The organism is Paracoccus sp. MA, assembly GCF_020990385.1.
In the GTDB taxonomy this organism is placed as follows: domain Bacteria; phylum Pseudomonadota; class Alphaproteobacteria; order Rhodobacterales; family Rhodobacteraceae; genus Paracoccus.
The window spans coordinates 1,740,142-1,762,810 of sequence record NZ_CP087598.1 but is presented as its reverse complement, the minus strand read 5'-3'; the positions used below and the strand labels follow the sequence as shown (position 1 = coordinate 1,762,810).

Annotated in this window: 26 protein-coding genes and 1 tRNA gene; 8 read left to right on the top strand and 19 right to left on the bottom strand. The window is 68.6% G+C overall.

Annotation, left to right across the window (positions count from 1 at the left end; genetic code table 11):
- Positions 1 to 942: 942 nt before the first annotated feature.
- The 10 genes from LOS78_RS15815 to LOS78_RS15770 form a co-directional block, all read right to left on the bottom strand.
- Complete coding sequence (locus tag LOS78_RS15815; RefSeq protein ID WP_230377444.1) at positions 943 to 1,881, bottom strand: glycosyltransferase; 939 nt, start codon at positions 1,879 to 1,881, stop codon at positions 943 to 945.
- A 72-nt stretch (positions 1,882 to 1,953) separates the two neighbouring features.
- Positions 1,954 to 2,490 carry a hypothetical protein gene (locus tag LOS78_RS15810; RefSeq protein WP_230377443.1) on the bottom strand — a complete coding sequence of 179 codons (537 nt, stop codon included), beginning with the start codon at positions 2,488 to 2,490 and terminating at the stop codon, positions 1,954 to 1,956.
- Between the two features lie 11 nt (positions 2,491 to 2,501).
- A complete protein-coding gene (gene flgH / locus LOS78_RS15805; protein WP_230377442.1) occupies positions 2,502 to 3,254 on the bottom strand; it encodes a flagellar basal body L-ring protein FlgH in 753 nt (250 codons plus the stop codon).
- A 10-nt stretch (positions 3,255 to 3,264) separates the two neighbouring features.
- Positions 3,265 to 3,681: a flagellar basal body P-ring formation chaperone FlgA gene (gene flgA, locus LOS78_RS15800; RefSeq protein WP_028713227.1), complete on the bottom strand. Its 417-nt coding sequence runs from the start codon at positions 3,679 to 3,681 to the stop codon at positions 3,265 to 3,267.
- Entirely contained in the window at positions 3,681 to 4,466 is a 786-nt protein-coding gene (gene flgG / locus LOS78_RS15795) for a flagellar basal-body rod protein FlgG (protein ID WP_028717044.1), read from the bottom strand. The genes flgA and flgG overlap by 1 nt, the downstream gene beginning before the upstream one ends.
- An 11-nt stretch (positions 4,467 to 4,477) precedes the next feature.
- Positions 4,478 to 5,194, bottom strand: coding sequence for a flagellar hook-basal body complex protein (locus LOS78_RS15790; RefSeq protein ID WP_230377441.1), 717 nt, complete (start codon positions 5,192 to 5,194; stop codon positions 4,478 to 4,480).
- Positions 5,195 to 5,197: 3 nt separating this feature from the next.
- The gene (locus LOS78_RS15785; protein WP_028713230.1) at positions 5,198 to 5,464 is read right to left on the bottom strand and encodes a flagellar biosynthetic protein FliQ; all 267 of its coding nucleotides are present in this window, start codon (positions 5,462 to 5,464) and stop codon (positions 5,198 to 5,200) included.
- 9 nt (positions 5,465 to 5,473) lie between these two features.
- A complete protein-coding gene (fliE, locus tag LOS78_RS15780) occupies positions 5,474 to 5,752 on the bottom strand; it encodes a flagellar hook-basal body complex protein FliE (protein ID WP_230377440.1) in 279 nt (92 codons plus the stop codon).
- 10 nt (positions 5,753 to 5,762) lie between these two features.
- Positions 5,763 to 6,155 (bottom strand): flagellar basal body rod protein FlgC, encoded by a 393-nt coding sequence (gene flgC / locus LOS78_RS15775; protein WP_028713232.1) that lies wholly within the window; start codon positions 6,153 to 6,155, stop codon positions 5,763 to 5,765.
- 11 nt (positions 6,156 to 6,166) lie between these two features.
- Positions 6,167 to 6,556 (bottom strand): FlgB family protein, encoded by a 390-nt coding sequence (locus LOS78_RS15770; RefSeq protein WP_230377439.1) that lies wholly within the window; start codon positions 6,554 to 6,556, stop codon positions 6,167 to 6,169.
- Positions 6,557 to 6,664: 108 nt separating this feature from the next.
- On the opposite strand from LOS78_RS15770, the gene LOS78_RS15765 reads away from it, so the two are divergent.
- Both LOS78_RS15765 and LOS78_RS15760 read left to right on the top strand, forming a co-directional pair.
- Positions 6,665 to 7,978, top strand: a complete 1,314-nt coding sequence (locus LOS78_RS15765; protein WP_230377438.1) for a FliI/YscN family ATPase — start codon at positions 6,665 to 6,667, stop codon at positions 7,976 to 7,978.
- 124 nt (positions 7,979 to 8,102) lie between these two features.
- On the top strand, positions 8,103 to 8,834 hold the full coding sequence (locus LOS78_RS15760; RefSeq protein WP_051416247.1) for a Crp/Fnr family transcriptional regulator: 732 nt from the start codon (positions 8,103 to 8,105) through the stop codon (positions 8,832 to 8,834).
- A gap of 3 nt (positions 8,835 to 8,837) precedes the next feature.
- Here LOS78_RS15760 and LOS78_RS15755 read toward each other — a convergent pair whose 3' ends face one another.
- From LOS78_RS15755 to LOS78_RS15745, 3 genes are all read right to left on the bottom strand, one after another.
- A complete protein-coding gene (locus LOS78_RS15755; RefSeq protein WP_230377437.1) occupies positions 8,838 to 9,659 on the bottom strand; it encodes an extensin family protein in 822 nt (273 codons plus the stop codon).
- A gap of 1 nt (position 9,660) precedes the next feature.
- Positions 9,661 to 11,139: a L,D-transpeptidase gene (locus LOS78_RS15750; RefSeq protein WP_028713237.1), complete on the bottom strand. Its 1,479-nt coding sequence runs from the start codon at positions 11,137 to 11,139 to the stop codon at positions 9,661 to 9,663.
- A gap of 110 nt (positions 11,140 to 11,249) precedes the next feature.
- Positions 11,250 to 11,999, bottom strand: a complete 750-nt coding sequence (locus LOS78_RS15745; protein WP_230377436.1) for a GntR family transcriptional regulator — start codon at positions 11,997 to 11,999, stop codon at positions 11,250 to 11,252.
- 268 nt (positions 12,000 to 12,267) lie between these two features.
- Between LOS78_RS15745 and LOS78_RS15740 the strand changes: the two genes are divergently transcribed.
- From LOS78_RS15740 to LOS78_RS15725, 4 genes are all read left to right on the top strand, one after another.
- A complete protein-coding gene (locus tag LOS78_RS15740; protein WP_028713239.1) occupies positions 12,268 to 13,458 on the top strand; it encodes an MFS transporter in 1,191 nt (396 codons plus the stop codon).
- A gap of 57 nt (positions 13,459 to 13,515) precedes the next feature.
- The gene (locus LOS78_RS15735) at positions 13,516 to 13,995 is read left to right on the top strand and encodes an ureidoglycolate lyase (RefSeq protein ID WP_028713240.1); all 480 of its coding nucleotides are present in this window, start codon (positions 13,516 to 13,518) and stop codon (positions 13,993 to 13,995) included.
- Entirely contained in the window at positions 13,992 to 14,624 is a 633-nt protein-coding gene (locus LOS78_RS15730) for a ribonuclease HII (protein WP_230377435.1), read from the top strand. Before LOS78_RS15735 ends, LOS78_RS15730 begins: the two co-directional genes overlap by 4 nt.
- A gap of 89 nt (positions 14,625 to 14,713) precedes the next feature.
- The gene (locus tag LOS78_RS15725) at positions 14,714 to 15,844 is read left to right on the top strand and encodes a site-specific DNA-methyltransferase (protein ID WP_051416248.1); all 1,131 of its coding nucleotides are present in this window, start codon (positions 14,714 to 14,716) and stop codon (positions 15,842 to 15,844) included.
- A 117-nt stretch (positions 15,845 to 15,961) separates the two neighbouring features.
- Here the strand turns inward: LOS78_RS15725 and LOS78_RS15720 are convergent, their stop codons facing one another.
- Positions 15,962 to 17,098 carry an alkane 1-monooxygenase gene (locus tag LOS78_RS15720; RefSeq protein ID WP_230377434.1) on the bottom strand — a complete coding sequence of 379 codons (1,137 nt, stop codon included), beginning with the start codon at positions 17,096 to 17,098 and terminating at the stop codon, positions 15,962 to 15,964.
- 23 nt (positions 17,099 to 17,121) lie between these two features.
- Positions 17,122 to 18,183 carry an A/G-specific adenine glycosylase gene (locus LOS78_RS15715; RefSeq protein WP_230377433.1) on the bottom strand — a complete coding sequence of 354 codons (1,062 nt, stop codon included), beginning with the start codon at positions 18,181 to 18,183 and terminating at the stop codon, positions 17,122 to 17,124.
- Positions 18,184 to 18,269: 86 nt separating this feature from the next.
- Here LOS78_RS15715 and LOS78_RS15710 point away from each other — a divergent pair, with 86 nt between their 5' ends.
- Entirely contained in the window at positions 18,270 to 18,830 is a 561-nt protein-coding gene (locus tag LOS78_RS15710) for a DUF721 domain-containing protein (RefSeq protein ID WP_230377432.1), read from the top strand.
- On the top strand, positions 18,827 to 19,501 hold the full coding sequence (locus LOS78_RS15705) for a DsbA family protein (RefSeq protein ID WP_028713246.1): 675 nt from the start codon (positions 18,827 to 18,829) through the stop codon (positions 19,499 to 19,501). Before LOS78_RS15710 ends, LOS78_RS15705 begins: the two co-directional genes overlap by 4 nt.
- Before the next feature lie 78 nt (positions 19,502 to 19,579).
- On the opposite strand, the gene lpxK is transcribed toward LOS78_RS15705, so the two are convergent.
- From lpxK to LOS78_RS15685, 4 genes are all read right to left on the bottom strand, one after another.
- A complete protein-coding gene (gene lpxK, locus LOS78_RS15700; RefSeq protein ID WP_230377431.1) occupies positions 19,580 to 20,569 on the bottom strand; it encodes a tetraacyldisaccharide 4'-kinase in 990 nt (329 codons plus the stop codon).
- The gene (locus LOS78_RS15695) at positions 20,566 to 21,798 is read right to left on the bottom strand and encodes a 3-deoxy-D-manno-octulosonic acid transferase (RefSeq protein ID WP_230377430.1); all 1,233 of its coding nucleotides are present in this window, start codon (positions 21,796 to 21,798) and stop codon (positions 20,566 to 20,568) included. The genes lpxK and LOS78_RS15695 overlap by 4 nt, the downstream gene beginning before the upstream one ends.
- 17 nt (positions 21,799 to 21,815) lie before the next feature.
- The gene (locus LOS78_RS15690; RefSeq protein WP_028713249.1) at positions 21,816 to 22,061 is read right to left on the bottom strand and encodes a DUF4170 domain-containing protein; all 246 of its coding nucleotides are present in this window, start codon (positions 22,059 to 22,061) and stop codon (positions 21,816 to 21,818) included.
- A 381-nt stretch (positions 22,062 to 22,442) separates the two neighbouring features.
- Positions 22,443 to 22,528 (bottom strand) — tRNA-Leu (locus LOS78_RS15685).
- Between the last annotated feature and the right edge of the window lie 141 nt (positions 22,529 to 22,669).

Below are 22,669 nucleotides of genomic sequence, written 5' to 3'. Positions count from 1 at the left end.
GGCGGGGCGTCGGCGCATCCCCCGCTGCAGGCGGTCGTCCTGCACCGTCGGCATGGCTCTCCCGCACGCCGCAGGACCGGTCAGGCGATCGGATGCGCGGCACCTGCCGAGCGCCGGCCGTGGAACTCTTGTCTCTAGCAGAGAAGCCCCTCGAAGCGCCGGAACAGGCGCGATAACACCTGCACCTGCAGGAAGAACTCGGGACCACGCATATCTTCGATCATTCGCCCCGCGCCGCGGCGTGGTCTCCTGCCGCATGGAAACCGCCTGTCCGACGAGGGGAAACCCGATCGTCAGCCCGGAAAAGGCTTCATATATAGAATAACCGTAGAATGGGGACGGACCATCAGCCACAGGCACCCATGCCGCGGAGCAGCTTAGTCCTCCCGCCCAAATGTCGACAGGGGGAACCGAAGGAGGCAAGCCCTGCGATAGCTGAGGTCTCCCACTTCCCGCCTTCGCTACGTTGGGCTTTTAACTAATAGTCGATAGTGCCGATGCGGATGCAAGCTGGTGCCGAACCGAATGAGAACCGGCAGGCGCACGGAGCGGCGCCCAAGGGACGGAAGATCTGTCACAAATCGACAACTTGGATGTTACCTGACAGCTGGCGGCCTCTGCCGCATCAGGCTATCGCGGGCTGCCGCCCCGAAGCCGATCGGATCGGGGATCGATACCGCAGCAGCCGCGCAAGGCCGGACCTTCCGTGCCGATTCAATCGTGTAAGTCCGCCGCGGCTATCGGCCACGATTGCCTGCCCTGCCTGATCGGGGCGGGTTGTTTCTGGGCGTCTTCGCCGCATCCGCCCGTGCAGCGTGACGAACAGCCTCGCGGGCCGGACCGCCGCCAAGGCACGGCCCTTGCCTGTGCCCACCATGCCGGGGGAGTTTCGGCGCGAGGGATTGGGAAACCGGCCCGGCCTTTGCGCTGGACCTGCAGGCCCTAGCGATTCGGCCGGCGCAAGCGTCCAGCCAAGGCGGCGGCGAGAACGGCCAGCGTGCCCGCCCGCGTCTGCCGGTAAAGCCGCATGCGCAAGATTTCGGCGAAGGCCCGCGGACCGCTGGAGCATAGCATGTCGCCAAAGCGGAGCAGCAGGCGCCGGTTCGAGGGCAGAAGCAGATGAGCGACCGGTTCCAGGGCCTGCTGGTTGCGAAAGAGCCAGTCGGCGAAGCGGCCGTCCATCAGCATCGAGACCCGCGCGGCGCGGGCCCGCGCGGTATCGTTGCGCCCCATCAGATTGCCCGGGTGCTGGCGGTAGAGCAGCACCTGGGCCCGGTCCCGCATGATGTCGGCGCCGGCGCCCGACAGCAGTTGATAGGCCCACCAGTCATGCGAGACGATGTCGGCGCTTTCGGCGGCGGGCGCGGCGGATTGCAAAAGCCGCACCGCCGCGCCATTGGCAAGGATGGTGTTCCCCGGCAGGCAGGCCTGGATCAGCGCATTGCGAAACCCGAAAGGCCCGGGAAAATGCGGCGCCGGGGCGACGGGGTTGAGCGCCTCGTCGCAGATCGTGGTCCGGGCCGCGTAGATCGCCGGGCCTTGCCGGCCGGTCAGGAAGGACACGCCCCGCGCCAGCCGGTCGGGCAACCAGACATCGTCCTGGTCGGCATAGGCCAGCCAGCCGCCGCGCTCGACGCGGCGCGTCAGCTGCAGGAAGTTCCGCGTCGAGCCCAGCCCGGGCCCGTCGATCAGCTCGACCTGGCCCGCCGGGCGGGTCCGGGCGAAATCCGACACCATCTGCCGCGTGCCGTCCGTCGAGCCGTCGTCCGAGACGATCAGCCGCCAGTTCGCGACGCTTTGCGCGACCAGGCTGTCCAGCTGGGGGCGGATGAAGCGCCCTCCGTTATAGCTGGCCATGACGATGGTGATCGGCGGGTGCAACTCGGTCTCCGGTCTCGGTGCGCCTTACCTATAGCGACCCCGGGCCGCGGACCAGAGGGGCAGATGCGAGGGTCATTGCGCCTGCCGCCCGATATCCTCGATCAGGATGCGCTTCACATTCGGACCCGCAGCCTTCTGTCCGGCGGCCAGCAGGGCCGCGCGCAGCCGCTGCAGCGCCGGTTCGGCGGTGAAATTGCCATCGAAACCGCCGGTATTGGCTTCGATCATCAGCGCATTCAGCAACGCGTCGCGCAACCGGTGTTCCTGGGCCTCGATATCGGCGCGGGCCGTGGCGGGCATCTCGATGCTCAGCGACAGGATCATCACCGCCGTGGGGGTGCCGTTGCGCAGGATCGGCACGAAGAACTGGTTCGGAAACTTGAACCAATCCAGGCTCGCACCGCTTTCCGCGTCGCCGCCATGGCCGCCCTCGGCCGCCGCCGAGGCGTCGGGGGCATGCGCTCCGCCGGGCCCCGCCACGGTTTCGGTATCGGCGCCCGGCTTCGCCTCGGCTTTCCCGGCGGCTTTTCCGCCGCCGAGCATGTCACCCCCCACCGAGCCGCCGACGAAGGCCAGCAGGGGGAACAGGATAAGCAGGATCCTCTTCATGGCCTTCCCCCTCAATACGGCAGGACGATATCGGCGATCTGCTGGCCATAGCGCGGCTGCTGAACATCGCTGATCTGCCCGCGTCCGCCATAGGAAATGCGCGCCCCGGCGATGCGGTCATAGGCGATTTCGTTGCGCCGCCCGATATCCGAGGGGCGCACGAAGCCGCTGACGGTCAGCTCGCGGACCTCATAGTTCACCCGGACCTCCTGGGCGCCCTGGATTTTCAGGACGCCATTGGGCAGGCGATCGACAACCGTGGCGGCGACGCGCAGGGTCAGCTTGTCCCGCCGCGAGATATTGCCGCTGCCCTTGAAGCTGGAGGAGGCCTTGGCCTCGGCCAGTTCGTCCATGCTGGCGCCGTCGGGCAGGATCTCGTCGATGCGCTGCGGCAGGCCCATCAGCGAGGGGATGCTGACCTTGTCGGCCGAGCTGCGGCTGCGCCCCGAGCTGTTCTGGATCTCGGCCCGGTCGTCGATCTCGATGACCACGGTCAGGATGTCGCCGCGGCTGGTGGCGCGCCGGTCCGCGACCAGCGAATTCTGCGCGCCGGACCAAAGCGAGGCCGTGCTGTCCGGCCGGTCGGGAAGCGTGCCGATGCCGTAGCCCGAGGAAGTCATGGCCTGGAACTCGACGCTGCTTTCGGGTTCGGTCATGGCGGGAACCCGGCCGACCTGCGAGACCCGGCCGCAGGCCGAAAGCGACAGGGCCAGCGACAGGGCGCCAAGCAGGAGGACGGGGCGGGGATGCATGTTCTGGGGCATGGAATGACTTTCAGTTTTGCTGAACGATGACCGTCCCGTCCGGGGCGACGCGCCCCGAGACGGTCACGCGCGACGCGTTGTTCATCACGCGGATGATCTGCCCGACGCTGCCGGCCGAAAGCGCGCGGCCCTCGGCCTCGATGCGCAGGGAGGAGCTCTCGTAGGCGATGGTGACGATCTGATTGCGGCCGACAAGGGTCGGCGCGGTCAGGGCCGAGGGGTCGATGCGCCGTCCCTGATAAACCATGACGCGCAGTTGCTGGCCCAGCACCTGCGCGATGTCCTGGGGCCCGCCCGCCTGTCCCTCGGCGATGGTCACATCCGCGGCCGAGATCACGGTGCCGGCCGGCAGGGTTCGCGTGGCCACCACCGGCCCGGCAAGCGCCCAATGCGGCAGAAAGGCGAGCGCGAGGACAAGCAGCCGCATCACCGCACCTGCACCGTGGTGCCGAGCATCTGGTCCGCCGCGGTGATCACCTTGGAGTTCAGCTCATAGCCGCGCTGCGCCTTGATCAGTTCGGCGATCTCGCGCACCGGATCGACCGAGCTTTCCTCGAGGTAGCCGGCGCGGATCGTGCCCAGCCCCTCCTGGCCCGGCGTGGCGACCTGCGGGGCGCCCGAAGCGACGGTTTCCAGGAACAGGTTCGAGCCGATCGCCTCGAGCCCCTTTTCGTTGATGAAGCTGGCCAGCGTGATCTGGCCCAGGTTTTCGGGTTCGACCCGGTCGTTGAAATAGGCGAAGACCTCGCCATCGGCATTGATCGAGATGCTGCGGGCGTCCTCGGGGATGGTGATGTCGGGGACCAGCGGATAGCCCTCCGAAGTGACGACCTGCCCCTCGGCCGAGCGTTTGAGGCTGCCGTCCCGGGTATAGGCCGAGATGCCCGAAGGCATCGTGACCTCGAGATAGCCGCTGCCGTCGATGGCGATGTCCAGATCGCCGTTGGTCTGGGTCAGCGAACCCTGCGCCAGCATGACCGTGACGCTGGCCGGGCGCACGCCCAGGCCAAGCTGGATGCCCGCCGGCACCATGGCCCCGGTGGTCGCGGTCAGGGTGCCCGGCCGGGTGGCCTGCTGATATTGCAGATCGGCGAATTCCGCGCGCCGGGCGTTGTAGCCCGTGGTGGACATGTTGGCGAGGTTGTTCGAGATGACCTCGACGCGCATCTGCTGCGCGCTCATGCCGGTCGCCGCGATCTGAAGAGCTCTCATGTTCTGTCCTTTCACCGGGTCAGGGAGGTGATGGCCTGGCGGATGCGCTGGTCTTCCTGGTCAAGGAAGCTCTGGCCCAGCTGATAGGCGCGCTGGACCTCGATCATGCGCGCGATCTCCAGCACCGGATCGACGTTGGAAGCCTCGAGGAAACCCTGGCGCAGCACCGCGTCGTCAAGCGGCTCGACCGCGCCGCCCGGATCGAAGAGCGTGCCGGCCTCGTGCCGCAGCTTCGACGGCTCGGGACCGGCAAAGACGCCGATGCGCCCGATCGGATTGCCGTCGGCCGAGACGGTGCCATCCGTGCCGATGCCGATGCCGCGGACCCCCGCCGGGATCACGATCGGGGCCTGGCCGTCATCGAGCAGCTGATAGCCGTCGGGATTGACCAGCTCGCCCTCGGCATTGGTCATGAAGGCGCCGGCGCGGGTCAGGCGGTTGCCCTGCGGCGTCTGCACCATCAGGAAGCCCTCGCCGTCGATGGCCATGTCGAACTGGCCGTTGGTCTGGGTCATGCCGCCGGGACTGAGATCGACCATGCGACCACGGCCGTTGGCCATGGCCAGCGTTTCGCCGCGGCGGTCAAGCGGCACCATGTATTCCGAAAACACCACCCCCTCGCGGCGGAAGCCCGCGGTGTCGGCATTGGCGATGTTGTTGGCGACGGTGCGCATCTCGCGCATCAGGCCGGATTGCCGGGTCAGGGCGGCATAGATCGCGTTGTCCATGGCCTAGGACCCCGCGATCTGCGGCAGGATCTGGTCGGTGAAGAAGCTGGTGAGCGTCGCGGTCATGAAGCTCATGCTGACCCAGAACACCATCAGCATCAGGCCGATCTTGGGCACGAAGGTCAGCGTCATCTCCTGCACCGAGGTCAGGGCCTGGAACAGGCCGATGACCACGCCGGTGACCAGCGCCACGATCAGCAGCGGCGCGGCCATGCGCACGGCGATCCACAGCGCCTGCCGGGTCAGGTCGAAGATCAGGTTCTCGTCCATGGTTCCCCCTCAGACCGGCATGCGCAGGATTTCCTGATAGGCCTCGACCACCTTGTCGCGGATGGCGACTACGGTCTCGAGCGCGATCTCGGCTTGGGCGATGCTCTGGACCAGCTCATGCGTGTCGGCCTTGCCCGTCATGGCGCCGGTGGCGGCGATATCGACCTGCTCCATCACCCGGGCGAAGTCCGAGGCGGCGGTGGTCACGCCCTGGGGCAGGCCATCGGCCGGCGCGACGGCATGGCGGGCATGGTCATAGGCGGTTGCGGCGAATGTCGATGAAATCATGGCGGTTCCCCTAGCGGCGGATCAGATCCAGCAGGGCGCTGCCCATCTGGCGGGACTGTTCAAAGACGCGCAGATTGGCCTCGTAGCTGCGGCCAGCCTCTTTCGCGTCGGCGATCTCGATGATCAGGTCCACGTTGGAGCCCGAATAATAGCCTTCGTCATCGGCCATCGGATGGGCCGGGTCGTAGATGCGCGGCAGTTCGCGCCGGTCGAAACGCGTCGGGCCGGCCGCGACGGCGCCGGTCCGCCGGCCGAAATCGACCTGCTCCTGGAAGGCGACGACCTTGCGGCGATAGCCGGGCGTGTCGGCATTGGCGATGTTTTCCGAGATATGGCGCAGGCGCACCGCCTGCGACCGCATCCCCGAGGCGGCGAGTTCGACTGCGGAAAGCGAATCGGTCATCTGCGCATCCCCTAGCCACGGCGGCCGAGGCTGGTGCGAATCAGCCCGAGCGAGGATTTCGTCACCGCCAGCGAAAGATCGAATTCGCGCTTTGCCGCCGCGCTGCGAAAGATCTCCTCTTCCAGCGAAACGGTGTTGCCGTTGGGCGACGGCTCGCCGCCGTCGTCCAGGACGCGGCCCTTGTCATTGCCCCAGCCGACGCCGGTGAGATGCCCTGGCCGCGAGGCGCGCATGCCCTCGGTGACATGCGTGCGATTGGTCTCGGCGAAGCCCGCAAGATCGCGCGAGCGAAAGCCGGGCGTGTCGGCATTGGCGACGTTCCGGGCGATCAGCTTTTGCCGTTCGGCCGCGTGGGCCGTCAGGGAACTGGCCATCCGCAAGGTATCGATCCGGTCAAACATCGAGGCGTCTCCTCAGGTTCCGATAAACCCGGTCTTAACCTCAACAGGTTTAGAAACCCTTTCGAGGCGGTGGCGCCGGCGGGAAAAAACGAGGTCGGAATGGATAAAATGCAATCTATCGCGTCGCGGATGCGGCGGGTCCGCATGACCCGGCATTTCGGGCAGGTCGGCGCCATCCAGGCCGGTCTGATCCTGGCGGGCGGGCTGAACAGCCATGCGTCCCTTGGAGATCGAGTCGTATTTTCAATGCGTTCCGGAGAAATCCTCGGCGGAGAGATTGTCGCTCTGCATGAGGATCGGGCGGCGATCCTGCCCGAGGGGCCGATGGACGGGCTGTCGATCGGCACAAGGGTCGAGCTGGTCTTTGCGCCCTCGCTGGCGCCGGCGAATGCCTGGGTGGGGCGAATCATCGACCCCTTCGGCAGGCCGCTGGACGGGCGCCCCCTGGTCGCGGGCGGGGAAGAGCGCGGCTTTCGTCCTGCCCCGCCGCCGGCCGCCTCGCGCAACCGGCTGGGCGGGCGGCTCGATACCGGGCTTGCGGTCTTCGACACCATCCTGCCCTTGGTGCGCGGCCAGCGGATGGGGCTGTTTGCGGGCTCGGGCGTCGGCAAGTCCACGCTGCTTTCCGCGCTGGCCAAGGGGGTCTCGGCCGATGTGGTGGTGATCGCGCTGGTGGGCGAGCGCGGGCGCGAGCTGCGCGAATTCGTCGAGGAGACGCTGGGCGAGGAGGGCATGGCGCGCTCGGTGGTGGTGGCGGCGACTTCGGACCAGTCGCCGCTGATGCGACGGCGCTGCGCCTGGGCGGCGATGACGGTGGCCGAGCATTTCCGCGACCAGGGCCGGCACGTGCTGTTCCTGGCCGATTCGATCACCCGCTTCGCCGAGGCGCATCGCGAGATCGCGCTGGCGGCGGGGGAAAGCCCCAGCTATCGCGGCTTTCCCCCCTCGACCTCGCATCTGATCATGTCGCTGGCCGAACGCTCGGGGCCGGGACCCGAGGGTGCGGGCGACATCACCGCGATCTTCAGCGTGCTTGTCGCGGGCTCGGACATGGAGGAGCCGGTGGCCGACATCCTGCGCGGCGTGCTGGACGGCCATGTCGTGCTGGACCGCGCCATCGCCGAGCGCGGCCGGTTTCCGGCGGTGGACGTGCTGCGCTCGGTCTCGCGCTCCCTGCCGCAGGCGGCGACGCCGGCCGAGAACGCGCTAATCGCGCGGGCGCGGGCGATGCTGGGCACCTATGCCGAATCCGAACTGATGATCCGCGCCGGGCTTTATTCCCCGGGCACCGACGCCCGGCTGGACAAGGCGGTGCGGCTCTATCCGGCGCTGGACCAGTTCTTCACCCGGTCAAGCCGCGATGCGAAGCACAGCTTCGCGCTTCTGGCCGAGGCGGTGGGCGTGCCGGCAAGGGCGGCCTGAGCCGAAAGAAGTCTATGAATCCGGCAAGGTTATGGCATGATTGATGAATGTTAACCTGTGACCCGAGGTCATTGCACCGCCGCCGTCGAGTTGACACTCTCCCGCGGTCGAGCCGAGGAGCGTCATGGCCATCACCGAATATTTCGTCCGCTACCTGCAGCGAAGGGACCTGCTTTCCGAATCCGACATCGCCTGTCTTCGGGCGATTCCGACCACGCATGCCTGTTTTCGCCCGGGCGAGGTGATCGTGCCCCGGGGGCGGCTGGCGACGCGCAGCTGCATGATGCTGCGCGGCATGGCGGCGCGCCAGCACGAACTGACCGGCCGGCCGGGCGAGCGGGTGATCACCGCCCTGCATGTGCCGGGCGATTTCGTCGATCTGCACGGCTTCGTGCTGGCCGGGCTGGAGCATGACGTGATCTCGGTCGGCGAATCCGAGGTCGAATTCGTCGATCATGCCTCCCTGCGGGAGGTCACGCAGCATTTCCCCCATCTGACGCGGCTCTTGTGGATGTCCACGGTGATCGATGCGGCGATCCATCGGCAATGGCTGGTCGCGGCGGCCTCGCTGCGTTCCAGCGCGCATCTGGCGCATCTGCTGTGCGAACTCTACACCCGGCTCGCCAGCGTCGGCGCGGCGCAGAACCACCGCTTCACCCTGCCGCTGCTGCAGAAAGAGCTGGCCGACATCCTGGGCTATACGCCGATCCACGTGAACCGTGCGGTGCGCGACCTGCGCGCCGGCGGGCTGATCCGCTGGAACGGCGGCGAGGTCGAGATCCTCGACTGGGCGGGTCTGGCGCGGCTGGCGCGGTTCGATCCGGAATATCTGGAGCTGGACCGGGTCCGGCGCTAGCGCCTATTGGCACAGCCGAAAGCCGCCGCGCCGGGCCTTGATGTCCAGGTGCAGGTGGTTGTCATGCGCCGCATTGGCCCCGGGTCCGAGGACGGTGGTGAAATGCAGGCAGGCCGTGCCGCGCACCGCGCGCTGGAAGGCTTCCTGCAGGTCGCCGCTGTCCTGGCGCGGCTCGACGGCGAGGCGCGTGCCGTCCTCGAAGCGGAAGGCGGCAATGTCGAAGGCATTGCCGAAGGCGTGTTCGGACAGGGTCTCGCCCGCATTCCCGACCGTGGGCCGGCATTGATAGGTCGAGCCCGGCTCCAGCGCGACCAGCCGCGGCTGGCCCGGCAGCATGGCCGCGGCGGGCCGGACGAAATCGCGCAGCCAATGCGCCAGATGCCGCGCCGTATCGCAGCGCATGGGGGCACCGCCCGGGATCTCGATGTCGGGCAGCGGCTGGCGCAGCAGGATCGGCCGGTCGATGCCGCAATCGCGCTGTTCGGGGTCGAGGATAGGCGGCGCTTCGCTGAAATCGGCGCCCAGCAGGGTCAGCTCCAGCAGGCAGGCGGAATAGGCGAAATCGCTTTCCCGCAGGGTGGCGCGGATCGGCGGGGCCGGAGGGCCGGCCCTCTCGGATTTCTCGTCCTCGGCGGGCTGTTCCTGGGGCCGGGGCGCGGGTTCGGCGGCGGTTGCGGGTTCTGCCGGGGCGGCTTCATGGTCGGGGCGCGGGGCGGGGCGGTCCTCGGCCGGGCGGCCGGGACGCGGAACCGGCGCCTCCTCGGCCGGGGCCTGGCCCGGCAGCGCGGTCAGCAGCACCGTCAGCACCGCCAGCAGCCCGCGCATCTCAGGGCTGCCCGGGCTGGGGATAGAGCGTTACGCTGCCCGGCGCCTCTCCCGGCAGGCTGTCGGGCAGCACGGCGTCGGAAGGGTATTCCGGCTCTTCCTCGACCGTGGCGGGATGCGGCGTGTCGGGCACCAGCGGTTCTTCCGAGACCGGCACCGGCGGGGTGATGACCAGGGGCTCGGGCGTCACCACCGTCGCGGCGGCGGCGGTCGCCGCGGTCTCCGTCGGGGCGGGAACAACCGCTGCCGCCGCCGGTGCGGCGGGAAGCTCGGCCGCGATCACCTGCGGCGGCATCCGGTCGCCGCGCGCCGGGGGACGGGTGCCGGCGATGGTCGTGGTGACTGCCGCCTGGGTGGCCGCCACCATGGGCGAGGCGCCGGTCACATCGGCGATCCGCACCCCCGGCGGCAGGAACTCCACCGTCGTGACCTTGGGCTTGACCATATGCGCCAGCTCCCAGGCGTCCCAGTTCGTCAGCCGCACGCAGCCATGCGACTGGTTCAGGAACAGCTGCGAGGGGGTGGCGGTGCCGTGGATGCCATAGGTCGGCTCGGACAGGTCGATCCAGACATTGCCCACCGGCCCGTTCGGCCCCGGCGGGACGATCAGCACCCGGTCGTTCTGGCCCTGCCTGAAGTTGCGATGCGGATTGTAGGTATAGGTCGGGTTCAGCGCCACCGCGTCGACGACGTGATTGCCGTGCGGCGAGGGTGTGTCGGCCGATCCGACGGTGGCCGGGTAATCCGCAACCATGTTGCCCTTGGCGTCATAGGCGGCCACGCGGCGGGTTTCCTTGTCCACGATGATGCGGGTGACGGTGGCGCGGATCGGCTTGGCCGGCACGGTGACGTGGATCGTCTCGCCGGGCCGGAAGGCGGCGCCGGGGTTCAGCTTGGCCAGAAACTTCTCGTCCATGTGGAATCGCTCGGCCAGCTTCTCCAGCACGCTGGTATAGCCCTGCGAGGTCATCGCGGCCTTTTCCGCGTAATCCGAGGGGATGCGGTCCACCAGCCCGGTCGCGTCCTCCTCGGTGATGGTATAGTCCGCCGTCAGCGGCGCGGCCGCATAGCCCTGCAGCAGGTCCCAGACCGCATGATCCATGCGTCCGGTCATCGGCAGGCCCGAGCGGCGCTGGAAGGCCATGATGGCGCTTTCGCTCATGCCGCCGCGCCAGCCGTCCACCACGCCGGGCGAGATGCCGGCGCGGTCCAGCAGAATCTGCACCTTGGCGGTCAGCGCCGACTGGCCGGCGGGCAGATCGCCGCCGTCATAGCCGGCCAGCTCGATCTCGGCAGGCGTGATCGTGGTCAGCGCCCGGGGTTTCGGCGCCGCCACCTGCGCCGCGGTGCCCGATGCGGGCGCTGTGGCCGGGGCGGTCGAGGGCACCGCCTGCGCCCAGCCGGGCGAAAGCGGCAGCAGAAGGGCGGCGGCCAGCGAAAGGCGCGCAAGGACGCCCGTGCGGGGTCGGGTCGGGGGCATGCTCGGATCCGGTCTGTTTGCCTGTCGTGTTTTGGTTTTGTCCCGCACATTTGGCCAAATGTGCCGGCCATGGCAAGCAGGGGCTGGTCAACTCGGGTTGAACGCGCCCTTCAGATCGTGGCGGCGAAGCGGTGATGCTGGGGAAAATACCGCCGCGTCAGCGAGACCGGCATGTTGTTCAGCCAGTCGATCCGCTCGACCAGCAGCACCGGATCGCCCGCTGTCACGTCCAGCGCCTCGGCGGTGAAGCCCGGGCTGGCCTGGGTGGCGCCGATCGCCATGCTGCCGCGGTTGATCGGCACATGGCCAAGCAGCCATTCGCAGGGGCTCATCTGCGTCAGCGCCTCGCGCGTCAGGCCGGGCGTGGCGTAATAGTTGATCCAGCGTTCCTCGCAGCAATAGGGTGCCGCGTCGGCGGTGAACCGGGCCTGGACCCGCATCAGGCTGTCATCGGTGCGCAGCAGCATGGATTGCGCCACATCCGCGGGGGGCGAGCATTCCTGCCAGTCCAGCAGCCGGTAGCCGTAGATCTTGCCCGAGGCCTCGATCTCGCGCCGCAGCAGGAACCGCACCATCTGGACGCGCGGATGCTGCGCGACGCGGGTGCCGACCTTGCGCCGGCGTTCCAGGACCCCGCTTTGGGCAAGGGTCTGCAGCGCCCGGTTCACCGTCGCACGGGCGCAGCCGAATTCGGTCGCCAGCTCGGCCTCGGTGGGGATCAGCTCTCCCTCCGGCCAGTTGCCGTTATGGATGCGCGTCAGCACCTCTTCCTGGACGGCTTGCCAGGTCATGTTCCGCCGCTTGCGCTCTTGCAGCTCTGCCGAGAGGGCCTGCGCCACATGGCTGGGAAGCTCAATCATGTCTAAAATTTATGTCTTTGCGTCGAGGTTGCGGCAGAAAAACTCGATATCGTCGATCAAAACCGGCATCGCCGAGAACAGGGGCGGTGAACCCGGGCGGCAGGTCTGCCCGATCGTGGAACTCAGGTAAACTCTTCAGTTTAGTTTTTGATTGCAAATTCCCGCGAGGGTCAAGGGCTATTCCTGTCGCAGGCCAGGATCCGCCTGCACAGGTTGACATTCCGGCGGCCGGACGTGAAAAACGGGCGATTCTCGAGAGGTGAGCCCCGTGTCGGAAGCCACGACATTCCGCGGCCAAGGCGTCTTCGCCACCGCCTGGACGGTGCTGGTCGCGATCAGCCTGTGCCACATGATCAACGACATCATGCAATCCATGCTGGCGGCGATCTATCCGCTGCTGCGCGAGGAATTCAGGCTGTCCTATTGGCAGATCGGCATGATGACCTTTGCCTTCCAGGTCACCGCCTCGCTGCTGCAGCCGGTGGTCGGCATGGTGACCGACCGCAACCCGATGCCGCGCTCGCTGGCCGTGGGCATGGGCGCGACCGTCATCGGCGTGCTGCTGCTGGCGCTGGCGCATGAATACTGGGTGCTGCTGTCGGGGGCGATGCTGATCGGCATCGGCTCGGCGGTGTTTCATCCCGAAAGCTCGCGGGTGGCGCGCATCGCCTCGGGCGGGAAATTCGGCACCGCGCAATCGCTGTTCCAGCTGGGCGGCAATTTCGGCCAGGCGCTGGGGCCGCTGCTGGCGGCCTTCATCGTGGTGCCGCTGGGGCGGCCTTCGGTGGCGATCTTCTCGATCGCGGCCATGCTGGGCTCGGCGGTGCTGTGGCGCGTCGGCAGCTGGGCCGAGGGGCGGCGCAAGGCCGCCGGGACCCGCGTCGCGGGGCCTTCGGCCTTTTCGCGCCGCCGGGTGGCGGTGGCCATCGTCGTGCTGGCGCTGCTGACCTTCACCAAGAACATCTATACCGCCAGCATTTCAAGCTATTACACCTTCTTCCTGATCGAGAAGTTCGGGCTGAGCACCCAGCACGCGCAGGTGATGCTGTTCCTGTTCCTTGGCGGCATGGCGGCCGGGGTCATGCTGGGCGGGCTGATCGGCGACCGCGTCGGGCCGCTGAAGGTGATCTGGTTCTCGATCCTGGGCATCCTGCCCTTTACGCTGGCGCTGCCGCATGTGGGACTGGTCGCGACCGGGGGGCTGACCGTGGTGATCGGGCTGATCCTCGCCTCGGCCTTTCCGGCCATCGTGGTCTTTGCGCAGGAGCTGGTGCCGGGACGGACCGGGATGATCGCCGGGATCTTCTTCGGCTTCGCCTTCGGCATGGGTGGCATCGCCGCCGCGGTTCTGGGCGTGGTGGCGGATGCGAAGGGGATCGAATTCGTCTACCGGATCTGTTCTTATCTGCCGCTGATGGGGCTGTTGACCATCTTCCTGCCGCGGATGGAGCGGTTGTAGCTGCCGGTCGGGGGGCGCTGCCCCCGGACCCCCGGGATATTTGGACAAGAAAGAAACATGACGACGATCAAGGCAAGGCCGATCACCGCCGAGGCATTCGCCCCTTTCGGAGAGCTGCTGACCCCGCGCGAGCGGCCCTCGAAGATGATCAATGCCGGGCGGTGCGAGCGGCATCACGCGCTGGCCACGGTCGAGCGCGGCGGCGGCGAGGCGATCATCTCGATCTTCCGTTCCGAGCCGGTCAGCCTGCCCTATGACTGCACGCTGCTGGAGCGCCATCCCCTGGGCTCGCAGGCCTTCGTGCCGCTGGGGCCCGATCCCTGGCTGTCGATCGTGGCCCCGGACGAGGGCGGGCGGCCGGGCGCGCCGGTCGCCTTCCTGGTGCCGGCCGGCATGGGGGTGAACCTGCGCGCCGGGGTCTGGCATGGCGTGCTGACGCCGCTGGACCGGCCGGCCGATTTCCTGGTCGTGGACCGCGAGGGCGAGGGCGTGAACCTGGAAGAGGTCGAGATCGCCCCCGTCACCGTCGAGGCATGAGCCTGCCCGACTATTCCTTCGAGGAGGCGGCGCTGCGCGGCGGCGCGCGCTTCGTCGCCGGCGTGGACGAGGTCGGGCGCGGGCCGCTGGCCGGGCCGGTGACGGCGGCGGCGGTGATTCTGGATGTCGCCTGCATTCCCGAGGGGCTGAACGATTCGAAGAAGCTGACCGCCAGGCGCCGCGAGGCGCTGGCCGAGCTGATCATGGCGCGCTGCGACTGGGCCGTCGGCCATGCCAGCGTCGAGGAGATCGACCGGCTGAACATCCTGCGCGCCTCGCATCTGGCGATGTGCCGGGCCATTGCCGGGCTGCGCCGGCGGCCCTGCCTGGCGCTGATCGACGGCAACATGCTGCCGCGCGATCTGGACCTGCCGGGGCAGGCGGTGGTGGGCGGCGACGGGCGCTGCCTGTCCATCGCCGCGGCCTCGATCGTGGCGAAACTGTTGCGCGATCGCATCATGGTGGATTTGGCGCAACAGCACCCCGGATATGGCTGGGAGGCGAATGCCGGTTATGCGACCGCGGCGCATCGCCAGGCGCTGCTAGATCTGGGCGTAACCCCATATCATAGGCGCAGCTTCGCGCCCGTCCACAATATCTTGTGTAAAGAAGAAACCACAAGCTGTTGATTCGAAAAAGAATTTGACGGCGAATCGGCTCTGACTCATTATCGGCCCCAGCAAATCGGCAACCCAATAGCCGAACCCCCGAGGCAGTGATGACGAAACCTGACACCAAATCCCGCGCCGTGGCGCGAACCCTTCCGCTTAACCAGATTCTGGCCGGTGACTGCATCGAGGTCATGAACGCGCTGCCCGAGGCCAGCGTCGATCTGATCTTTGCCGACCCGCCCTATAACCTGCAACTCAAGGGCGAGCTGCACCGGCCCGACAACAGCCGCGTCGATGCGGTGGACGACCATTGGGACCAGTTTTCCGGCTTTGCCGCCTATGACCGCTTCACCCGCGACTGGCTGGCGGCGGCGCGACGCATCCTCAAGCCCGATGGGGCGATCTGGGTGATCGGCTCCTATCACAACATCTTCCGCGTCGGCGCCGAGCTGCAGAACCAGGGTTTCTGGATCCTGAACGACGTGGTCTGGCGCAAGGCCAATCCGATGCCGAATTTCCGCGGCAAGCGGCTGACCAACGCGCATGAGACGATGATCTGGGCCAGCAAGTCCGAGGGCGCGAAATACACCTTCAACTACGAGGCGCTGAAATCGCTGAACGAGGGCGTGCAGATGCGCAGCGACTGGGTGCTGCCGATCTGCACCGGCGGCGAGCGGCTGAAGGATGCCGGCGGCGCCAAGGCGCATCCGACCCAGAAACCCGAGGCGCTGCTGCATCGCATCCTGGTCGGGTCCACGAATCCCGGCGATGTGGTGCTGGACCCGTTCTTCGGCACCGGCACCACCGGCGCCGTGGCCAAGATGCTGGGCCGCGATTTCATCGGCATCGAGCGCGAAGCCGCCTATCGCGAGGTGGCCGAGAAGCGGCTGGCCCGCATCCGCAAGTTCGACAGCGAGGCCATCGCCACCATCAAGCCCAAGCGCGCCGAGCCGCGCGTGCCCTTCGGCCAGGTGGTCGAGCGCGGCATGCTGCGCCCGGGCGAGGAGCTTTATTCGATGAACAACCGCCACAAGGCCAAGGTGCGCGCCGATGGCAGCCTGATCGGCAATGACGTGAAGGGCTCGATCCACCAGGTCGGCGCGGCGCTGGAGGGGGCGCCCAGCTGCAACGGCTGGACCTATTGGCATTTCCGGCGCGAGGGGCGGATGGTGCCCATCGACATCCTGCGCCAGCAGATCCGCGCCGAGATGGAGGCCGAAGAGGGCCGCGCCCACTGATTTCCCGGTTTCGCCAAGTCCCGAAGCTCCGCGAGCTCTGGCGCGGCCGGGACCGCCTTGCCCCGTTCGGCCCTGCGCCGGGCGGGGCCTTTTGGCTTTCTCGGCCGGGCTGCGGAATTACAGCGCCCCGCGCGGCATCGGCAGCGCGCCGCGGTTATAGGGCTGCCAATCGGTGATCTCGGGATAGAACTGCCGCCGCCAGGCGCGCACGCGCGGGTTCATCCGCCGCCGCCACAGGGGCGGCACCATGGCGAGGAAGGTCATGGCCGGATAGCCCATCGGCAGCTGCGGCGCCTCTTCGTCGGAATAGGTCTGCAGCAGCGGAAAGCGCCGGTCGGGCTTGTAGTGATGGTCGGAATGGCGCTGCAGGTTGATCAGCAGCCAGTTGGTCGCGGTATGCGAGGAATTCCAGCTGTGCCGCGGCAGGACATGTTCATAGCGCCCCCCGCCCAGATGCTTGCGGGTCAGGCCGTAATGCTCGACGTAATTGGTCAGTTCGAGCTGCCACACGGCGACGAAGGCCTGCCAGAGGAAGAGCAGCAGCCCCTGCCAGCCGCCGAGGATGAGCGCCAGCGCCAGCATGGCCAGCTGCAGCGCGGCGTAGCGCCAGAACGGGTTGCGGCGGTCGAATTTCGAGCGGCCCGAGCGGGTCAGCCGCCGCGTTTCGGCCGCCCAAGCGCTTTTCGGGCATTCGATCAGCACGCGCAGGAAGAAGCGGAAGAAGCCCTCGTTGTAGCGGGCCGAGACCGCGTCGCGCGGCGTCGCCACCCAGGAATGATGCACCAGCAGGTGCTCGGTGCGGAAATGCGAATAGAGCGTCGAGGCCAGCAGCAGGTCGCCCAGCCAGCGCTCCAGCTTGTTTCTCTGATGCAGCAGTTCATGGGCATAGACGATGCCGATGGTGCCCGAGGCGACGCCGATGCCGAAGAACAGGCCGAGCTTTTCCCAGCCGGAAAGCGCGCTGCGGGCGGCATACCAGATGCCGCCGAAGATCATTACCGCCTGGATCGGGAACCAGATCACGGTGATGGCGCGATACCAGATCAGCTGCGATTCCGGCGTCTCGGTGTCGGGGTTTTCCTCGTTCAGGCCCAGCACCGCGTCCAGCATGGTCATCAGATACCAGGCATAAAGCGGCATCAGCGCGAACCACCAGCCGCCCAGCGTCGCGGCAAGCAGGGCCAGCGGCACCATGCCCAGGGAAAGCCAGAAGGGCAGGGCGTCGATCAGGCGGGCGCGGAACGCGGTTTGCATGGGCGCAACTATGACGGGTTTTGCTATGGCTTGCCATGGCGACGCGATGTCGCGGGGCGGGCTGTTTCGGGATGGTCCTTGGCGAGGGACCAGGCCTTGCGCATCAGCCCCGGCAGGGCGCTGGGGCGGAAGGCACCAAGCGGGGTCAGGCTGCCGCGTTCCGGCGCCGCGGTCAAGCGGGCGCTCATCACCGTCAGGTCCAGCGCGAAATGGGTGAAGACATGGCGGACGAGGCCGATCTCCTGCCAGTCGGCGGGGGCGGGCGGCGGGTGGTGCGAGCCGTCCCAGCCGGTCGAGGGAAAGGCCAGCGTGCCGCCCAGCAGGCCCTTGTCCGGCCGGGTCTCGACCAGCACCGCGCCCTCGGCAAAGCCGATCCAGACCGTGCCCCGGCGCAGCGGCTTGGGTTTCTTCGGCGTCTTGCGCGGCAGTTCGGCGGCGATGCCCTGGGCGCGGGCGGCGCAATGGTCGATGATCGGGCAGATGCCGCAGGCCGGGCTGCGCGGCGTGCAGATCGTCGCGCCCAGGTCCATCATCGCCTGGGCGAAATCCCCCGGCCGCTCGGCGGGCGTCAGCCGGGTGGCCAGCCCCACCAGTTCCGGCTTGGCGGCGGGCAGCGGCGTTCCGACCGCGAAAAGCCGGGCCACGACGCGCTCGACATTGCCGTCCACCACCGTCTCGGGCCGGTCGAAGGCGATGGCGGCGATGGCGGCCGAGGTATAGGCGCCGATGCCGGGCAGCGCCGCCAACCCCTCGCGCGTGTCGGGGAATGCGCCCATGGCGGCGACCTCGCGGGCACAGGCCACCAGGTTGCGGGCACGGGCGTAATAGCCCAGCCCCGCCCATTCCGCCATCACCTGCGCGTCCTCGGCCGCGGCGAGGTCGTGGACCGTGGGCCAGAGGCTGGTGAAGCGTTCGAAATAGGCCTTCACCGCCGCGACGGTGGTCTGTTGCAGCATGACCTCGGACAGCCAGACGCGATAGGGATCGGCGCGGCCCTGTCCGGGCGGCACGCGCCAGGGCAGGGTGCGGGCATGGCGGTCGTACCAGGCCAGCAGCTCGGTGGGGATCACCTTCGGGTCACGCAATTTTCAGCCTCATTCAGCCGCGTCTCTCTGGCATCCGGGCGCGCCGCGGTCCAGACTGCGGCGCAGATAAACCATATGGTCGCCCGATGGCCCAGAAGAAACCCGAGACCCAGCCCCGCCGCCGCATGCGCGGCTTCGAGGCCGCGGCGCAGCTGGTTGCGCAGCGGGTGAAGGCCGTGGGCGAGGGGCGGGGCTTCGCCGTGGCCCGGCTGCTGACGCATTGGCAGGAGGTGGTCGGCCCCGAACTTGCCGCCCATACCCGCCCGGTCCGGATCAGCCACGGCAAGGGGGTCGGCGCCACGCTGACGCTGCTGGTGCCGGGCGCGCATGCGCCGCTGGTCGGCATGCAGCTGGACCAGATCCGCGCGCGGGTGAATGCCTGCTACGGCTTCAACGCCGTCTCGCGCATCGTGCTGACCCAGACCGCGCCCGTGGGTTTCGCGGAAGGTGAGGGAGGCTTTGCGGAAGGCCAGGCCGAGTTCGCCGCCGCGCCGCGCCGCGCCGCCGCGCCCGATCCGCAGAAGATCGCCCAGGCCGAGGACATCGCCTCGGGCTTCGACAATCCCGCGCTTTCCGACGCCATGCGGCGGCTGGCGCTGAACATCCTGTCCCGCCGGGACGCCAACGACCGAAAGGCCAATCCATGATGCTGCTTCGCCGCTCTCTGATCGCCGCCGCCACGGCCGCGCTGACCGTCTCTGCGCTGCCGGCGCTGGCGCAAGAGGCGAAACCCGCCGACAATGCCGCCGGAAACGCCCAGGCCGCCGAGCAGATGCCCGAGGGCAAGGTCCTGCCCGACATCGCCCTGGGCGCGGCCGATGCTCCGGTCACCATCATCGAATATGCCAGCTTCACCTGCAGCCATTGCGCGGCCTTCCACGACCAGAACCTGCCCAAGCTGAAGGCCGAATATATCGATACCGGCAAGGTGAAGTTCATCCAGCGCGACGTCTATTTCGACGCCGTCGGCCTGTGGGCCGGCATCCTGGCGCGCTGTGGCGGGGACGAGAAATACTACGCCGTGTCCGACCTGATCTTCGACGATCAGAAGAACTGGCTGAACGCCAAATCCGGCGACGAGATCGCCGCCAACCTGCGCAAGATCGGCGCCAAGGCCGGCATGACCGGCGAGCAGATGGATGCCTGCTGGAACGATACGCAGAAGGTCGCGGATCTGGTCACCACCTTCCAGACCCATGCCACCGCCGACCAGATCGAGGGCACGCCCACCTTCATCATCGCCGGCGAGAAGGTCCAGAACCAGCCTTGGGACGATCTGAAGAAGATCATCGACGCCAAGCTGGCCGAGGAAGGCTGAACGCCGGTCCGGCGGCGCGGCTGCCGGAGTATTTGGGAAACGGTGAAAGCGGAAGGCCCCGGATCTTGCCGGGGCCTTTCACAATCCCAGCGCCTCCAGCCGCCGGGTCAGCGGCGCCGGGTCGTCCAGCTGCAGCCGCACCGGCAGGGTCAGCACCCCGGGCCGGAAGCGGCGCGGCAGCCGCGCGGCATCCTTTTCCGTCGTCACCATCTGCGCGCCCAGCAGCCGCGATTCGGTCTGGAGGCGGGTCAGCAGTTGCGGGGTGAAGGGCTGGTGATCCTCCAGCGCCTCGGCGCGGACCACCTCGGCGCCGAGGCCGCGCAGGGTGGCGAAGAATTTCTCGGGATGGCCGATGCCGGCAAAGGCAAGCACGCGCAGGCCCTGCCAGTCCATGCCGGTCTGCAGCGGTGCGAGATGGCCGGTCAGGTGCGGCAGCCTCAGCCGCGGTCCCCAGGCGGCGGCGAAACGCGCCTGGGCCGCGCCGTCGCCGATCGAAAGCAGCAGGTCGGCGCGGGCAAGGCCGCGATCCACCGGCTCGCGCAGCGGCCCGGCGGGCAGGCAGAAGCCGTTGCCGAAGCCCCTGGCCGCATCGACCACGACCAGCGACAGGTCATGCGCCAGCGCCGGGTCCTGGAAGCCGTCGTCGAGCAGGATCGCCTGCGCCCCGGCCTTGACCGCCGCCCGTGCCCCCGCCTGTCGGTCATCCGCGACCCAGACCGGGGCGAAGGCCGCCATCAGCAGCGGCTCATCCCCGACCTCGGCAGCCTTGTGGCGCGATTCCTCGACCCGCAGCGGGCCTTTCTCGCGGCCGCCATAGCCGCGCGAGACGATATGCACCGCCACGCCGCGCGCCTGCAGCAGCTGGGCCAGCATGATCGCGGTCGGGGTCTTGCCGGTGCCGCCGGCGTTCAGGTTGCCGACGCAGATCACCGGCACGCCCGGCCGCAGCCGCGGGCCGCGCGCCAGGCGCCGGGCGGTGGCGGCGGCGTAGAGCCCGCCCAGCGGCGCCAGCAGGCGGGCGCGCAGCCCGGGCGGGCGGAACCAGAAATCGGGGGCGCGGCGGTTCATTGCGGGTTCTCCATCGCCTCGATGACGGTATCGGCGATGCGGCGCAGCACCGCGGCGCCGCCGGTGCTGACCGACCAGGCGTTGCCGGCCAGCATCGCCGCCTGGTCGGGCGCCGACAGATCGGCCACCGCCCGCGTCAGCCCCGCGGCGTCGGTGACCAGCCGTGCCGCCGAAGCGCCGTCCAGCTGCACCCATTCCGGGCCATGCGCCTCGATCACCGGGCCGTGGATGACTGCCGAGCCAAGCGCCGCCGGTTCGAACGGATGGCGCGGCGCGAGGCCCGGACCGGGCAGCAGCGTGCCGCCCATGAAGCAGACCGGCGCCAGCCGATACCAAAGCCCCATCTCATGCGTGTCCTCGGCGATCAGGACGTGATCGTCGGAGGAAGGGTCGCTGTCCTCGGAACGCAGCACTGCGGCCAGGCCGAGTTCCTCGACCTCGGTCAGGACCGCGGCGAGGGTGTCGGCCGACAGCCCGGCCAGGATCAGCAGCGCGCGGTGGTTGTGATGCAGCGCCGCCTGATGCGCGGCCAGGGCGGCCTTGGCCTCGGGCAGGGTGGGGCAGGCCGCGAGCCAGACGTGACGGCCGGCGAGGATCTGCGCCAGGGCGCGCCGCTCGGCCTCGTTGGCACAAAGCGGCGGCCGGGTCTCGGTGATCGGGCCGGTCAGCTCGATCCGGTCCGGGGGGGCGCCAAGCTGGCGCGCGGCGGCGCCGGCGGTCAGGTCGGGGGCGAGGATGCGGGTGATCCTGCGCATCAGCCCGCGATTGATCGCCCCGCGCCACGAGCCGCGCCGGGTATAGGCGACCAGCCGCGCCTCGCACAGGATCACCGGCAGCCCCGCATCGGCCATGCCCGAGATGAGCGAGGCCGGAAGCTGGTCGCCGAGGATCAGCAGCGCGCGCGGCTGCAGCGCCCCGATCACCTCGCGCACGGCGGCGGGATCGCGCGGCCGGGGCAGGGCGATCGCCCGCAGGCCGGCGGGCAGCGAACCGGGAGGCGGCGGCGCGCCGGTAAAGGCGCAGCGCAGCCCCGGCCGCCGCGCCAGCAGCGCCCCGATCAGCGGGCCAAGCTGCGGCGGATCCTCGGCATTCTCGGACAGATGCACCATCAGCAGCGGCCCTTCGCCCGCCGGGACGGCGATGGGCTCGCCCCGCCCTTCGGCCAGCGCGGCGCGGCGGCGCAGATGCAGCCAGAGCGCCAGGGATGCGGTCGCCTGCGAGGGAAGCATCGCGATTCGCGGGGGATCTAGCCGCCCAGTTCCTCGGTCGCGCTCACCTCCTGCTCTTCGTCGCGCAGCCGGTGCAGATGGGCGATGAAATAGCGGGTATGGGCGCTGTCGACGGTGCGCTGCGCTTCGGATTTCCAGGCGGCATGAGCCTCGGCGTAGTTCGGGAAGATTCCGACGATATGGATGTCCTTGGTATCGCGGAATTCGGTGCGGGTGGGGTCGACAAGCTCGCCGCCGAAAACGAGGTGAAGGCGCTGTGCCATCGTGTTCTCCTGGGTTCGGATTCCGGCGCGAACCTAGCCGAGCCGGGCAGGGGAACCAAGGTGATTTGTTTAAAATCGGCCCTGGTTGACATTTGCGGCGAATCGGCCGGCGAAGTAAGGAAAGATGCCGATAGAGGGAAGGCCCCCGGACGATCCAAGCGTGGTGGTAAGGATTCTTCGGGCGGCGAGGGCAGGTGAACCGGTGCGCCTTCTCTTGCCCTCTTTCTGCGATCGCGGGCGGGCATCGAAAGGTGGCCGCCTGCGGTCACGGCATGCCGCGCCGGGTGCTTCGTGGCTGAAGGCCGGTGTCGCGGCCGGGATCCTGGCCGGAAGGGGTGGCATGCATATCGTGCTTATATCGCGGCCGGGCGCGCATGGATCTGGTGCGGGCGGCGGGACTCGAACCCGCACAGGCTTGCGCCCCAGGGAGTTTAAGTCCCATGCGTCTACCATTCCGCCACGCCCGCGCCGGGGATTGGCTAGCGGGCGCGGCGGGGATTGGCAAGCCTCGGCTGAAGGGTTCCGGATGGGGCAAAGCTGCAGCCGACGGGATCGTGTGGGATCGGCTTTTCAATCGGCTGCGGGTGATGCGGAAGGCGCCAGATTGC

What these genes read in the sequence shown, in the direction of transcription:
- LOS78_RS15710 (WP_230377432.1), top strand. Translation starts at nt 18,270, where the DNA reads ATGGCCCAGAAGAAACCCGAGACCCAGCCCCGCCGCCGCATGCGCGGC.
- flgH (WP_230377442.1), bottom strand. Translation starts at nt 3,254, where the DNA reads ATGCCCCAGAACATGCATCCCCGCCCCGTCCTCCTGCTTGGCGCCCTG.
- LOS78_RS15785 (WP_028713230.1), bottom strand. Translation starts at nt 5,464, where the DNA reads ATGGACGAGAACCTGATCTTCGACCTGACCCGGCAGGCGCTGTGGATC.
- LOS78_RS15735 (WP_028713240.1), top strand. Translation starts at nt 13,516, where the DNA reads ATGACGACGATCAAGGCAAGGCCGATCACCGCCGAGGCATTCGCCCCT.
- LOS78_RS15760 (WP_051416247.1), top strand. Translation starts at nt 8,103, where the DNA reads ATGGCCATCACCGAATATTTCGTCCGCTACCTGCAGCGAAGGGACCTG.
- LOS78_RS15725 (WP_051416248.1), top strand. Translation starts at nt 14,714, where the DNA reads ATGACGAAACCTGACACCAAATCCCGCGCCGTGGCGCGAACCCTTCCG.
- LOS78_RS15750 (WP_028713237.1), bottom strand. Translation starts at nt 11,139, where the DNA reads ATGCCCCCGACCCGACCCCGCACGGGCGTCCTTGCGCGCCTTTCGCTG.
- LOS78_RS15770 (WP_230377439.1), bottom strand. Translation starts at nt 6,556, where the DNA reads ATGTTTGACCGGATCGATACCTTGCGGATGGCCAGTTCCCTGACGGCC.
- LOS78_RS15810 (WP_230377443.1), bottom strand. Translation starts at nt 2,490, where the DNA reads ATGAAGAGGATCCTGCTTATCCTGTTCCCCCTGCTGGCCTTCGTCGGC.
- LOS78_RS15745 (WP_230377436.1), bottom strand. Translation starts at nt 11,999, where the DNA reads ATGATTGAGCTTCCCAGCCATGTGGCGCAGGCCCTCTCGGCAGAGCTG.
- flgA (WP_028713227.1), bottom strand. Translation starts at nt 3,681, where the DNA reads ATGCGGCTGCTTGTCCTCGCGCTCGCCTTTCTGCCGCATTGGGCGCTT.
- LOS78_RS15705 (WP_028713246.1), top strand. Translation starts at nt 18,827, where the DNA reads ATGATGCTGCTTCGCCGCTCTCTGATCGCCGCCGCCACGGCCGCGCTG.
- LOS78_RS15765 (WP_230377438.1), top strand. Translation starts at nt 6,665, where the DNA reads ATGCAATCTATCGCGTCGCGGATGCGGCGGGTCCGCATGACCCGGCAT.
- LOS78_RS15695 (WP_230377430.1), bottom strand. Translation starts at nt 21,798, where the DNA reads ATGCTTCCCTCGCAGGCGACCGCATCCCTGGCGCTCTGGCTGCATCTG.
- lpxK (WP_230377431.1), bottom strand. Translation starts at nt 20,569, where the DNA reads ATGAACCGCCGCGCCCCCGATTTCTGGTTCCGCCCGCCCGGGCTGCGC.
- LOS78_RS15690 (WP_028713249.1), bottom strand. Translation starts at nt 22,061, where the DNA reads ATGGCACAGCGCCTTCACCTCGTTTTCGGCGGCGAGCTTGTCGACCCC.
- flgG (WP_028717044.1), bottom strand. Translation starts at nt 4,466, where the DNA reads ATGAGAGCTCTTCAGATCGCGGCGACCGGCATGAGCGCGCAGCAGATG.
- LOS78_RS15790 (WP_230377441.1), bottom strand. Translation starts at nt 5,194, where the DNA reads ATGGACAACGCGATCTATGCCGCCCTGACCCGGCAATCCGGCCTGATG.
- flgC (WP_028713232.1), bottom strand. Translation starts at nt 6,155, where the DNA reads ATGACCGATTCGCTTTCCGCAGTCGAACTCGCCGCCTCGGGGATGCGG.
- LOS78_RS15720 (WP_230377434.1), bottom strand. Translation starts at nt 17,098, where the DNA reads ATGCAAACCGCGTTCCGCGCCCGCCTGATCGACGCCCTGCCCTTCTGG.
- LOS78_RS15755 (WP_230377437.1), bottom strand. Translation starts at nt 9,659, where the DNA reads ATGCGCGGGCTGCTGGCGGTGCTGACGGTGCTGCTGACCGCGCTGCCG.
- LOS78_RS15730 (WP_230377435.1), top strand. Translation starts at nt 13,992, where the DNA reads ATGAGCCTGCCCGACTATTCCTTCGAGGAGGCGGCGCTGCGCGGCGGC.
- fliE (WP_230377440.1), bottom strand. Translation starts at nt 5,752, where the DNA reads ATGATTTCATCGACATTCGCCGCAACCGCCTATGACCATGCCCGCCAT.